This window comes from Shouchella tritolerans (assembly GCF_025770735.1).
GTDB lineage: Bacteria > Bacillota > Bacilli > Bacillales > Bacillaceae_D > Shouchella > Shouchella tritolerans.
In genome coordinates this window covers 369,999-382,097 of sequence record NZ_JAODPB010000001.1, presented here as the reverse complement: position 1 = coordinate 382,097, position 12,099 = coordinate 369,999, and the positions used below count along the sequence as shown (strand labels likewise).

The 12,099-nt window shown below is 43.8% G+C and carries 12 protein-coding genes; 4 read left to right on the top strand and 8 right to left on the bottom strand.

Going from position 1 to position 12,099, the window contains the following annotated elements; genetic code table 11:
* Positions 1 to 2 precede the first annotated feature (2 nt).
* Together N6H06_RS01840 and N6H06_RS01835 are read left to right on the top strand one after the other, a co-directional pair.
* On the top strand, positions 3 to 941 hold the full coding sequence (locus N6H06_RS01840) for a carbohydrate ABC transporter permease (RefSeq protein WP_263705484.1): 939 nt from the start codon (positions 3 to 5) through the stop codon (positions 939 to 941).
* A gap of 17 nt (positions 942 to 958) precedes the next feature.
* Positions 959 to 1,825: a carbohydrate ABC transporter permease gene (locus N6H06_RS01835; RefSeq protein WP_062745172.1), complete on the top strand. Its 867-nt coding sequence runs from the start codon at positions 959 to 961 to the stop codon at positions 1,823 to 1,825.
* Positions 1,826 to 2,005: 180 nt separating this feature from the next.
* Here N6H06_RS01835 and N6H06_RS01830 read toward each other — a convergent pair whose 3' ends face one another.
* Positions 2,006 to 2,737 (bottom strand): MerR family transcriptional regulator, encoded by a 732-nt coding sequence (locus N6H06_RS01830; RefSeq protein WP_062745161.1) that lies wholly within the window; start codon positions 2,735 to 2,737, stop codon positions 2,006 to 2,008.
* Positions 2,738 to 2,951: 214 nt separating this feature from the next.
* Between N6H06_RS01830 and uvrA the strand changes: the two genes are divergently transcribed.
* Complete coding sequence (gene uvrA, locus N6H06_RS01825) at positions 2,952 to 5,399, top strand: excinuclease ABC subunit UvrA (RefSeq protein WP_062745160.1); 2,448 nt, start codon at positions 2,952 to 2,954, stop codon at positions 5,397 to 5,399.
* A 262-nt stretch (positions 5,400 to 5,661) separates the two neighbouring features.
* The gene (locus N6H06_RS23135; protein WP_220557514.1) at positions 5,662 to 5,748 is read left to right on the top strand and encodes a putative holin-like toxin; all 87 of its coding nucleotides are present in this window, start codon (positions 5,662 to 5,664) and stop codon (positions 5,746 to 5,748) included.
* Positions 5,749 to 6,035: 287 nt separating this feature from the next.
* Here N6H06_RS23135 and N6H06_RS01820 read toward each other — a convergent pair whose 3' ends face one another.
* The 7 genes from N6H06_RS01820 to N6H06_RS01790 form a co-directional block, all read right to left on the bottom strand.
* The gene (locus N6H06_RS01820) at positions 6,036 to 6,881 is read right to left on the bottom strand and encodes an AraC family transcriptional regulator (RefSeq protein WP_062745159.1); all 846 of its coding nucleotides are present in this window, start codon (positions 6,879 to 6,881) and stop codon (positions 6,036 to 6,038) included.
* Between the two features lie 880 nt (positions 6,882 to 7,761).
* Positions 7,762 to 8,274 carry a hypothetical protein gene (locus tag N6H06_RS01815; protein WP_212954546.1) on the bottom strand — a complete coding sequence of 171 codons (513 nt, stop codon included), beginning with the start codon at positions 8,272 to 8,274 and terminating at the stop codon, positions 7,762 to 7,764.
* A 321-nt stretch (positions 8,275 to 8,595) separates the two neighbouring features.
* On the bottom strand, positions 8,596 to 9,372 hold the full coding sequence (gene tpiA / locus N6H06_RS01810; RefSeq protein ID WP_263705483.1) for a triose-phosphate isomerase: 777 nt from the start codon (positions 9,370 to 9,372) through the stop codon (positions 8,596 to 8,598).
* Position 9,373: 1 nt separating this feature from the next.
* Positions 9,374 to 9,829 (bottom strand): RpiB/LacA/LacB family sugar-phosphate isomerase, encoded by a 456-nt coding sequence (locus N6H06_RS01805; RefSeq protein WP_062745153.1) that lies wholly within the window; start codon positions 9,827 to 9,829, stop codon positions 9,374 to 9,376.
* Positions 9,826 to 10,467, bottom strand: a complete 642-nt coding sequence (dhaL, locus tag N6H06_RS01800) for a dihydroxyacetone kinase subunit DhaL (RefSeq protein WP_263705482.1) — start codon at positions 10,465 to 10,467, stop codon at positions 9,826 to 9,828. The genes N6H06_RS01805 and dhaL overlap by 4 nt, the downstream gene beginning before the upstream one ends.
* On the bottom strand, positions 10,467 to 11,474 hold the full coding sequence (locus N6H06_RS01795) for a dihydroxyacetone kinase subunit DhaK (RefSeq protein WP_263705481.1): 1,008 nt from the start codon (positions 11,472 to 11,474) through the stop codon (positions 10,467 to 10,469). The genes dhaL and N6H06_RS01795 overlap by 1 nt, the downstream gene beginning before the upstream one ends.
* 69 nt (positions 11,475 to 11,543) lie before the next feature.
* Positions 11,544 to 12,089, bottom strand: coding sequence for a D-lyxose/D-mannose family sugar isomerase (locus N6H06_RS01790; RefSeq protein ID WP_062745149.1), 546 nt, complete (start codon positions 12,087 to 12,089; stop codon positions 11,544 to 11,546).
* Positions 12,090 to 12,099 lie beyond the last annotated feature (10 nt).

Below are 12,099 nucleotides of genomic sequence, written 5' to 3'. Positions count from 1 at the left end.
TCGTGGCACAACCAACCTATCCAAGAGCGTTGTCAAAGTCAGCAAACAAAACTGTATCGATTGGGGCACGGCGTGAAGAAAAGTATTTTTGGCTGTTTATTTCCCCTTGGCTCGTCGGCTTTTTTCTTTTTATTGGCGGACCCATTCTTGCATCGCTGTACTTTAGTTTTACCGATTATGCCATCATGGACACAGCCACTTTTGTCGGCTTGCAAAACTTTATTAACCTTTTTTCCGACCCACTCTTTTATCGATCGCTATTTGTGACATTCGCTTATGCAGCGCTCGCCATTCCATTTACAATGATTGTCGGACTGGGACTGGCGATGCTTCTAAACATGAAAATAAAGGGGCAAGCATTTTTCCGCACATTTTTTTATGCCCCTTCGATTATTTCTGGCGTCTCCGTCGCTTTTTTATGGATGTGGATTTTAAACCCCCAATTTGGCATTGTCAATTCCATTCTCTATGAACTATTCGGCATTCAAGGGCCTGGCTGGTTTACCGACCCTTATACCGTCATTCCTTCCTTCGTACTCATGCAGCTGACAGCAGTCGGCAGTACCATGATTATTTTTCTAGCGAGCCTTCAACAGCTGCCAAAAGAATTGTACGAAGCGGCGGCCATTGATGGTGCCGGAGCATGGCGGCGGTTCCGCAATATCACTGTGCCGCTCATATCGCCTGTGATTCTTTTTAACGGCATCATCGCGCTCATTTCTTCCTTTCAAATTTTCACTCAAGCTTACGTCATCACTGATGGCGGCCCCGACTGGATGTCTTACTTTTACGTCTACTATCTGTTTGAAACCGCCTTTTTCCAAAATCGCATCGGCTACGCGTCTGCACAAGCATGGATTTTGTTTTTAATCATTTTCGCGTTGACGTTCTTGTCCCTCTATGTGTCAAGAAAATCGGTCCACTATGAATATGACAAGTAAGGAAAGGAGGCTTTCTGATGAAAGGAATCTTTCGCAAAACCAATTATGCGCCTGGGGAGCTATCCACCGCCGGTAAAGTCTTCACTTACGCTGCACTAGCCCTTGGCCTTGCTTTCTTTTTGTTCCCCGTATTATGGATGGTGTTTACGTCGCTGAAATCGCTAGAACAAATTGTTTCAGAGCCATTGTCATTGCTGCCGAATAACTGGAATTGGAGCAATTACATCGAGGTGTTTCAAAACCACCCTTTTGGCACCTATTTATGGAATACAACGTGGTACACAATCGTCACCGTTTGCGGCACTGTGTTCTTCTCTGCCTTCATTGCCTTTGGCTTTGCCCGCTTCCGCGCAAGAGGAAAAACATTTTTATTTGCGATCGTGCTGAGCACGATGATGCTGCCGCCACAAGTGACGATGATCCCACAGTACTTGCTGTTCAATAAAATTGGCTGGGTCGACTCTTACTTGCCATTAACTGTTCCCATGCTAGCTGGCAGCGCCTTTTTGATCTTTTTGTTGCGCCAGTTTTATATGGGGTTGCCAAAAGAACTAGATGAGGCTGTCACTATCGACGGCGGCGGCTATTTTACGATTTTTTTCCGCATCATTTTGCCGCTGTCGTTTCCGGCAATGGCCACTGCTGCTATTCTTGAATTTATGTTTCGCTGGAATGACTTGATCGGACCACTCATTTATTTGAACACACAAGATTTGTATCCGCTTTCATTAGGGCTCGCCAATTTCACCGCTGCTTATGCAGCAACACCGTGGCAGCTCTTGATGGCCGCCTCAGTGATGGCCGTCATACCGCCGCTCGTCTTGTTCTTCTTGGCGCAAAAATACTTTATCCAAGGTGTCGTGATTTCAGGGACAAAAGGGTAATGACTCAGGGAGAGAGCTGGCTTTATACGTTTTCGGCCAATCGCTCTCCCCTGCTTTTTTAAGCAATTCGATATTAATAGAACACCATTCCATTAGGCGACAAGCCTTCTCCTTTTCCAACATCTATATTCCTCGATTCGCCAGTCGCGAAGCCCTTTAACACCAGGCTTCCGACGCACACTAAAAATAAAAATTTTTCCACTCTTCTTTAATGAGTCCGACTTCATGGCAGAGCGCCATTAGTTTTTGAATGCCCCAAAATTGGTCTCGGTTGCGTTTGTGGAGTGTAGACAATGCCTGTTCTGTCATTTTCTGTGCTTCTTCCATGCTGTGATGTTCAAGGGCGTGAACCACTTCTTTTATGTTCTCAAGAAAATAGACAGTCCGGCGCATCGTACGAATCAATAAAATTTGCCGGATATGCATGGGAGTGAACAATCGATAGCCATTTTCGGGATGACGGTCTGGATGGATCAGCCCTTCTTTTTCCCAATGGCGGATAGCCGAAGGAGGGACTTCTGTCAGTGTCGCAGCCTCGCCTATCGTCATATGGCTTTTTAACTTCTTCCCTTCGATTGGCGATAAATCTGGATTACGGAGCAAGACAAGCGTTTGTTCAGCAACCGTTTTTTCGTTGTAAAGCTGTGCCTGTTCTCCGCTAACAAGCCAAAAAGCCTTGTCCACGTCTCCGTCCTGGACGGCGCGGAGCACTTTTGCTGTCAACGGAAAACCAAAACCAGGAATCATAGCGCGAAGACAACGGAAATAAGCGAGATGTTCATTCGTATAAAGGCGGTACTGATTGGCCGCCCGTTCTGGCGGTGGAATGATTCCCCAAGACTCATAATGGCGGAGTGCACTCGTGCTAATGTTCAGTTCACGCGCAATATCAATTGGCCGGTAATGCGTCATTGATGCCCTCCTTGCAAATTCGTGTTTTTACTATACCAATTGGCCAGCGTTCCCGCAAACCTTCTTACAAATCCTTAAAGTGCTACCCTAATGTTTTTTACAGCAAATCGCTTCGCATAGGAGAAACTTTGTTCAAACATTATCACTTGCATGACTGTTATAGAATAAAACTTGCTCCCTCTAAAAGAGCACAACCATTTAAGGAGGTTTTTGCATGAAGGATATGATCCGCATTCGCGGCGCACGGGAAAATAACTTAAAGAACGTGTCACTTGATATTCCAAAGCATCAGTTTGTCGTTGTCACTGGCCCCTCTGGATCAGGCAAGTCGACACTGGCACTTGATTTGTTGCAACGAGAATGCCAACGCCAATATATGGAATCAAACGGAGAATCAGGAGAGTCGCTTGAAAAACCAGATGTTGATTCAATCGATGGCCTGTCCCCGTCCATCGCCGTTAACCAGCACCGCACCAACCGTAATCCTCGTTCAACAGTTGGCACGGTGACGGACATGTATACGTATTTACGTCTCATCTTCCAAAAGAAAGGCGAAAGACGGTGCCTAAACTGTCAAACACTGATCCCTCCGCCTGTCGACGAGCAAGAGGCAATCCATTGCCCTGCCTGTGCCCGTGTCCATGAACCGTTAACAAAAGCAGCGTTTTCATTTAATACACCAAGCGGCGCCTGCCCTTCATGCAGCGGCCTCGGCACGGTGACAGACATCAACAAAGATGCCGTCTTCCAGATGGACAAAAGCCTTGAAGAAGGCGCAGTCACCTTTTGGTACGATAGTGTCCGGCAATATTACACAGCTATCCTTGAAGCAGCAGGGCGCTATTATGGCCTCGACATCCGCGGAAATAAAGCGCTCAACGCATATAGCGAAGCTGAAATCGATTTGCTTTTCTACGGCGTAGAAAGCGACGCGTTTGCACGCCATTTCCCACATACAAAACCGCCTAAAACCGTAAGCAAAGGCAAATTCGAGGGTGTTCTGACTGGCATGTGGCGCCGCTACCAAGAAAAGAACGGGCAATCTGGCGAGGCTGCCTACTTTATCCTACAAGAGTGCCCAAGCTGCAAAGGTGAGCGCTTAAAAAAGGAAATAAGGGACGTCACCGTCTGCAGCCGAACATTGCCTAGCATTTGCAAAAGCTCCATTCATGATCTACACCAATGGATTGGCGACGTGCAACGTTTTTACAAACAAGCTGATGACTCGTTACTTCATACCGTTCTCCATGACTTGTCTGTCAAAGTTGAGCGAGTGATCCGTGTCGGCCTTGGCTATTTGTCTCTCGACCGCAATTCAGTTACACTTTCAGGCGGAGAAGCTCAACGGCTTCGCCTTGCCTCAATCCTAGGCTCGGGTCTCACAGGCGTCTTGTATTTGCTGGACGAGCCTACAGCCGGACTCCACCCTAAAGACACTGATGGTCTGGTCGACATTATGAAGCAGCTCTGCAACTTAGGCAATACCGTACTCGTTATTGAACATGATCCACGTGTCATTGCTGAAGCGGATCACGTCATTGACGTGGGCCCGGCCGCAGGGCGGTTTGGCGGAGAAATCGTCGGCCAAGGAACGTTGTTCCAGCTAATGAATCAACCTGCTTCCATTACAGGAACCTATTTAAAACACGAGCGCCACCTGCAAGGGGCAAAGCGGCCTCGGCCTGGAAATGGAAAAACAATCACCATTCACAAAGCCAACAAGCACAACTTAAAAGACGTCACCGCCTCTTTTCCATTGCAAACATTAACCGCCGTCACAGGCGTTTCAGGGTCAGGCAAATCATCGCTTGTTTTCGATGTTCTTGCCGAGGCGACTCCGTCCCATTTTGAAGGCTGCCAACACATTAGCGGGCTTGAACAGGTTGACGCGATCATTCGCGTAGACCAAGCGCCCCTTTCCCGAATGCAGCGTTCGAACGTAGCAACATACATGGACTTGTTCGCCCCTCTTCGAAAACGATTTGCCGCATTGCCGGCAGCAAAAGAGCGTGGATTAAGGGCAAAAAGTTTTTCATTTAATACACCAGGCGGACGCTGTGACCGTTGTGAAGGACTTGGCCAAGTCGCCGTTGACATGCATTTCCTTTCCCACGTGCAAGTGGAATGCCCCGTTTGCCACGGCAAACGCTTTAAAGAGGACGTACTTGCCGTAACATTTAGCGGCTATACCATTGCTGACATGCTAAACTTACGGATCGAAGAGAGTTTAGCGCTATTTGACGGCCAGAAAAAATTAACATCGCTACTCCAGCTCCTTTGTGAAGTCGGCCTCGGCTACTTGCAATGGGGCCAGCCAGTCACAACGCTTTCCGGCGGTGAAGCACAGCGGTTGAAACTAGCAAAGGAACTGGCCAAACAGACAACAGGCCATACCCTTTACTTGCTCGACGAGCCGACAACGGGCTTGCATCCTTCTGATATTGAAACCTTGTTCGTTTTACTTGGAAAGCTTGTTGACGCAGGCAATACCGTCGTCGTGGTCGAACATACAACAGAATTGATTGCCGCATCCGACTGGGTGATTGATATGGGGCCTGGCGGAGGAGAGGCTGGCGGGAAAGTCGTTGCAATGGGAAAGCCACAAGACATCGTGGCCGAAAAAGGCTCATTTACTGGCGCCTTTTTGGCTCCTTATCTGTAAGATTAAAAAGAAGCTCACACAGCAAGTGTTGTGAGCTTCTTTTTTTGTTCGTTTTGGGGGTTCAGGCATCGATTGCTGTTAAAGATAGAAACTTGGATAGTAAAGGTACCACCCTTTCCATGCAACATGTTTAACTGACAGTATCTAAAAGAGGCTACAAACAATAGAGACTAATGGTAAAACGTGCTATAATTTGAGAATAATAGCATAACGGTTTACTCAAGGGTGGTCGGCACACTCCCACGAAAGGGGGTGTTGCTGTATGACAGTATTTGAAGGAATTTCCCTTATGTTGACGTTCGGGCTACTGATCGTTGCATTGCTGTCATTTCACAACCACAAAAAATAATCCACCCTTGAGTTAACGGCTCAGGTGGATTATTCGTAACCATCGGCCGATCCCCCTTGCAGGGAACCGAGCTATTAGTTGACTGAAGGTGCTGGAACACCTTCAGTCTTTTTACTTTACTCATTTCTTATGATCAGTATACCCTTTTTTTGAGGAAAAGAAAACCCTGTTGCAAACCCAACCGGTGGAGCTTTGAAAAAAGTTTGATTAAAACGGCTTCGTGTTTCAACAGATGTCAATGGGGCTTTTATCACTGTGATCTTACACAATCGCAATTGCTAAATAAGCTAAACAAAGACCGACTCTTCCTCCTGCTTTTTCCTAACAGGAACCCAAATTTCTGTCTTTGTATCGTTTCCTTTAACAAATTCAGGAGCTTTAGTTAATTCATAACCCGAGGTAGGGAACCACTCGGTATACACGCGTTCCCATGTCTTTAATAATGCGCCTGGCATTTCTCCTGAGACTTGAAATACCGCCCATGTGTGTGGAGATATCTCCAACTGCTCAAGTTCTTTGGGACAGGGCTTGGTAGTAGCTGTAGCAACATAGTAATCGACGTCGCCATTCTCATTTGTCAGTGAAACATGTAATATTCCCGAAAACGAGGTATTATCGAATGGCCTAATTTTTTCTTCGATCTCTTCGAGGTGCTCCCACAATTTTGGATTGAATTCGCTCCCACTAGACGCTACCGTTTCTTTTTTTCCTACAACGGTAAAAGCTTCTTTCTCAACAAATCTGTAATTCATTTCAACATCTCCCTTAATAGCAATTTGGAAGGTCATTCGAGGATAGGCTTTTAATAAGACGTCAGAATTTTTGACTGTATTAGGAGTTACTTCGTGTAGCATTTGAAATGCCCTTGAAAATGAATCTGGCGATTTGTACCCATACTTGATGGCTACATCAATCACCCTCATGTCACTATTTTTTAAATCAAAAGCAGCTAAGGTCAAACGTCTTCTACGAACATATTCCGACAAAGATATTCCTGCTATGAACGAAAACATTCGTTTGAAATGATGTTCAGAAAAGCAAGCGATCTTTGCAACCTCTCCATAATTGATCTCCTCATCTAGATGGTTTTCGACATAGCTTACTACTGCATTCATCTTTTCAAGCAAATCCATTTGAAAAACCTCCTTTCGCTTTTAAGGATAACAAGATGATCATTCAATGATCCGATAAAACCTGTTCTCATTTGTAGGATGTGTCTATAAAACACAGCAAACGTTGTCGGCTTTCTATTTCACTTGTTTATGTAACTTGCTTTTGTTCGCTACAGGGCTTCAGACATCGATTGCCGTTAAAGATAGAAATTTGGATAGTAAAGTTATCCCCTTTCAATGCAACATGTTAACTGACAGTATCTAAAAGAGTCTATGACCAATAGAGAGGAATTTCCCTTATGTTGACGTTCAAGCTACTGATCGTTGCATTGCTGTCATTTCACAACCACAAAAAATCATCCACCCTTGAGTTAACGGCTCAGGTGGATGATTCGTAACCATCGGCCGATCCCCCTTGGAGGGAACCGAGCGATTAGTTGACTGAAGGTGCTGGTATACCTTCTGTCTTTTTACTTTACTCATTTCTTATGATCAGTATACTGTTTCCACCCTTTCAACCATTCTCTTTTACATTATAGGTTGACCCAGGCTCCTTTAATTGTTTGTATGGGAAGCTAGCCTATTCCTTCTCCCTTCTGGGAAGGCTATCATTCTATAAATCCGTCCTTTGCTGTCATTTTCCAGGGAACAAAGAGTCCTTTTTATGCTTTATTATTCATTAATCCTGAAGTTAGTTTGTACGCACTATACGAAAGAGAAATTGCTCCTGTTATCCCTATAATGGGCCCCACACTGTTAGAACTAAAGAAAATACCTACCGTAAACAGGACAACCCCTACGAATCCAATGAGTACGAGAATAATTGGCTTACGTTCGATCACTCTTCACCTCACTTAAGTTACGTTTTTTATCGCTCACACAGCCAACGTTGTGTGAGCTTTTATTTCGTTTGTTTAAGTAGCTTGCTTTTATTCGCCTGTGGATAATGGAAAAGGAGCCGGACCAAAAGCACCAGTATAAACACGATGCTCACTCCTACCCAAATTTCAGCCCATGTTTCATTTACGAGCAAGCAAGCACCGTAACCAAGGATCGGCAACGTTGCCGCAAAGCAAGCAATTTTATAAAGCATTAAAAACGTTAATTTCCGCTTAGCCGCTAGCGCGATCGCCCAAGCCAATGCTGTCACAACCGCTAAAAGGCTGTACACGGAAAGGGCAAATAACGGAAAATAAACAAACACAAAATAGACAAGAAACATAGGCAACGCCAAATCGGCAATAATGCCTTCTGACTGTAAAAATGTCTCAATCGACAATGGGATACAGACAAAGGCGAGCAGCAAACCAACATATAAAAACGGGACGCCGATCCGTTCTTTGTTCAGTTGGAACACCGCCTGTTTTTGCGGAAGTTGAACTGCAAGCCGCACACGTTTTAAGAATGAGTTCATCGACAAGACCTCTTTGTAAAAGTTATCATCCGTTCCTTCTATTATACACGTGCCTAAACGGATTCGCTGCTCCGATGCTGTTTCCATCTTTTCAATTTGAAAGAAACAACTTTTCGCAGAAATTTACAATCCAATCAAATACGCAGAGCCTTGACTAGTCAAGCGTACCAAACTAATTAAGTTGCCAATAGCTAAAAGTTGCTAGTTTATTGAATGTCAAGGGGCTATAAATTCCACATACAAAAATAGACATCCGTTCACTCATCGTCGTGATGAATGAACAGATGTCTTGGTTTATTTTAGAATGTTATAAAATTACTACTATTTACTCGCTCGTTTATTTCTTGCTACGACTTCAATAATTTCCTTGAAATTGTCTGGGTCATGTCCAAATCGACCAACAAATACACCATCGACATTCTCATCGGCTATAATAGCACCCGCATTTTCTTTGCTTACGGAACCACCATAGATGATGCGAACTTTCTCTGAAACCTTTTGTCCATACAATTCATCAAGCAATTGCCGAATCATTTTATGAATCTCATGAACATATTCTGGAGCTGCTGCTTCTGCCTGACCTATCGACCAAATTGGTTCATAAGCAATAATGACCTCTTCAAGCTTTGCTGAATCAATTGCCGCTAAGTTGGATACTAATTGTTGTCGTAAATGATCTCTGGCTCTTTCTTTTTGCTCGATTAATTCTCCAATACACAAAACTGGTGTCATCCCGTGTTCAAGCACCAAGCGTACCTTCTGGTTAATCATTTCATCTGTTTCATTAAAGTTTGCTCGCCGCTCTGCATGACCCAATTCCACCAAAGTGCCACCACATTCCAATAACGATTCAATCGAATACTCTCCTGTAAACGCGCCATTGGCGACAGGGGCAATATTCTGTGCTCCATAACCGATATTAGTATTCTCTAATAACTCTGCAACGCAAGGTATCGTGCCTAAACTTGGAAAGATAAAAACCTCTAACTTCGATATGTCTTGGCAAAGCGCTTTCAATTGCTGTACATACGCTCGTGTCTTTGCTACCGTATTCATATAGATTTTTAAACTGATCCCAACGACCGGTTTTCTATCCATATTACTCACCGTGAGTTTGTTGCTCATATTGACAGATCTGATTGATCTTCCGTTCTGAACCTGTCCCTGATTGAAAGCCGTTGGCTAAATACTCTTTGGCAAGTTCTTTTGCGGAGGCAATGCCTTGCACAAATGCACCAAAGGTAATAATCTGTGCATTGTTGCTTAATTGAGCTCTCTGCGCGCCATACGACTCAAAAATTTGAGCTGCACGAATTCCTGAAACTTTATTCGCAGCAATCGCCATCCCAATTCCTGTACCACAGCACAAAATTCCTCGATCAATTTTTTTATCTTTAATGGCTTTTGATACCTGAAAGGCGATATTAGGATAATCAATATCTTCTTCACTATATGCACCAAAATCAACGACTTCATAGCCTAACTCTTTGACGTAGGCTAATAATTCTTCTTTAAAATGAAAAGCATTATGATCTGCCCCAAATCCTATTTTCATTTGAATTCCTCCCTTACAAATTGATACATTTCATCCATCATAATAGCGATAGAGGTTGCGCCTGCGTCTTGATAACCAAGCGAGCGCTCTCCTAAAAACTTAGCTCGCCCAAATTTAGCAACATAACCTTTGGTCTTTTCCGCTCCCTGTTGTGCTGCACTTTTGGCAGCCGCCAAAGCTTCTACAAAAGTCGCGTTTTTATATTCTGTCAAGGCCGCGCTTGCAGGCTCTAACGCATCAAGCATTGTTTTGTCTCCGAGACTGGCTCTGCCTCTTATTTTTATATCATTAACAGCTTGACGGACTCCTTCGGAAAAGCTTGCCACGTCTATTTCAGAAGCTTCAGGCCCTATTTTTCCTAAGGCTAAAAATAAGCTACTAAACAGCACACCAGAAGCACCACCCATAGATTCCCTCATCGCCGTGCCTGATTTCTGAAAAACTTGGTTCACACTTGTGATTTGCAGCTCTTCTAGTTCTTTTTGAATCGCTCGGGCACCAGTAGCCATTCCGGCTCCATGATCGCCATCACCTATCTGTCGATCAATCTCTCCTAGCTCGTCTTCTTTTTGAATCAATACGTCTGCAATACGAAGCAGCATATCTTTGACTTGCTCCATTGTTAACTGATTGCACATTAATAGCTCTCCTTATGAAAGTAATGGGGACTCATCGCTTCCATTTGATAGAGTTCTTTTATTTCTTCTGTCAATATTTGAACAGTGAGTGAAAAGCCAGCCATTTCCTGAGTCGTACAAAAGTTACCCACAACCGTATCTAACACTAGAAATTCATTGCCTTCCAAAAGATCAATGAACTCATTTGTGATAATATACAGCTCCATTAAAGTCGTTGAACCTAAACCATTTACACAGACGATTACTTCTTTTTCCGAATAACCCGTAATCTCTTCATCAAAAACCGAATACATTCTTTTAACGAGCTTTTCAGCCGAAAAAATAGGCATTTTTTCTATTCCAGGTTCACCATGAATCCCTAACCCAAATTCAATTTCATCATCGTTCAATGTAAAACTTGGCTTTCCATTGACTGGATTTGTACCTGGTTTAATCCCTACCCCAATTGAATATGTTCGCTGATTGCATTCTTCGGCAATTCGGTGACACAGCTCTAATGAAGAACCTTTAGCAGCTGCTGCAGCTACTTCCTTTATTACAAATAAATCGCCAGCTATTCCCCTACGGTCCGCCCGATATTCCATTGGAGCAGAAGCTATATCATCACTAATCGCCACATTCACTACAGCAATCCCTTCAGAATCTGCCATTTCCTTAGCCAAATCAAAATTCAAGACGTCACCTGCATAGTTTCCAAACAGGCAGATGACCCCTGACCCTTGATTCGCTTCATGGATCGCTGCCAAAACGGTTTGTGGTGTGGGTGCGGCAAACACATTCCCTACAGCCACAGCATCGGCTAAGTTTTTCCCTAAAAGTCCAAAAAACAATGGTTCGTGACCACTCCCGCCACCAATGACAATGCCAACTTTCCCTTCTTGCTTTTCTTTTCGATACAATACTCGATCATGTTCTTTCGATACAGCAATATGATCTCTTTCTGCTTTGATAAAGCCGTTTAACATATCAGAAATGATCGTTTCTCGTTGATTTAAAATTTTCTTCACTGAGTCCCCTCCTTGTCTTATAAAGTTTCGAAAACGCCTTCACTAAGGCGTTTTCATCCAATTCAGAAATTATCTATCTCTAATGTCTCTCTTTACATTTGGATTTGTGAACAAATCAAATTCATCAAAGCTTGGTGAAGAAAACTCGCTGATTACAGCGCCTTCTTTTCCCGCTTTAAACCAATGCTTTGTGCGCGGAGCAATCGTATATTGCTCACCAGCCTTTAAATGAATTTCTTTACTTGCGGTATAATATGGCTTATTCTTTTCAGGAATCGAAACACTTATTTCCTCTGGTACAAGCTCTTTGTCTGATTCAACATACAGGTATACCTCTCCCCAACGACATCGGAAGGTCTCTTGCTTCCCTTCTCGATTTTCCAAATCAGGATGCCAATGCTCTGGGCAAGCCTGGTTTGGCAATAGCGCCATCTCCTTCGCACAGTAACGATCGTTGTTTACATATAAAATTAAATTTAATCCTTCTTCTTCAATATTGTCTAATCCAAATTCAGCATAATCAATACTTGCTAGCTCCTGCTCCGTTAAAACAATTTGTGATTTTTGAAAGATTTCTTTTACACGCTCTTTATACGCATTCGATACGATCGTCATTCTCGCTTCC

Bases quoted from the DNA above. Each gene is read 5' to 3' on its own strand.
- N6H06_RS01835 (WP_062745172.1), top strand. From the start codon at position 959: ATGAAAGGAATCTTTCGCAAAACCAATTATGCGCCTGGGGAGCTATCC.
- N6H06_RS01830 (WP_062745161.1), bottom strand. From the start codon at position 2,737: ATGACGCATTACCGGCCAATTGATATTGCGCGTGAACTGAACATTAGC.
- uvrA (WP_062745160.1), top strand. From the start codon at position 2,952: ATGAAGGATATGATCCGCATTCGCGGCGCACGGGAAAATAACTTAAAG.
- N6H06_RS23135 (WP_220557514.1), top strand. From the start codon at position 5,662: ATGACAGTATTTGAAGGAATTTCCCTTATGTTGACGTTCGGGCTACTG.
- N6H06_RS01820 (WP_062745159.1), bottom strand. From the start codon at position 6,881: ATGGATTTGCTTGAAAAGATGAATGCAGTAGTAAGCTATGTCGAAAAC.
- N6H06_RS01815 (WP_212954546.1), bottom strand. From the start codon at position 8,274: ATGAACTCATTCTTAAAACGTGTGCGGCTTGCAGTTCAACTTCCGCAA.
- tpiA (WP_263705483.1), bottom strand. From the start codon at position 9,372: ATGGATAGAAAACCGGTCGTTGGGATCAGTTTAAAAATCTATATGAAT.
- N6H06_RS01805 (WP_062745153.1), bottom strand. From the start codon at position 9,829: ATGAAAATAGGATTTGGGGCAGATCATAATGCTTTTCATTTTAAAGAA.
- dhaL (WP_263705482.1), bottom strand. From the start codon at position 10,467: ATGTGCAATCAGTTAACAATGGAGCAAGTCAAAGATATGCTGCTTCGT.
- N6H06_RS01790 (WP_062745149.1), bottom strand. From the start codon at position 12,089: ATGACGATCGTATCGAATGCGTATAAAGAGCGTGTAAAAGAAATCTTT.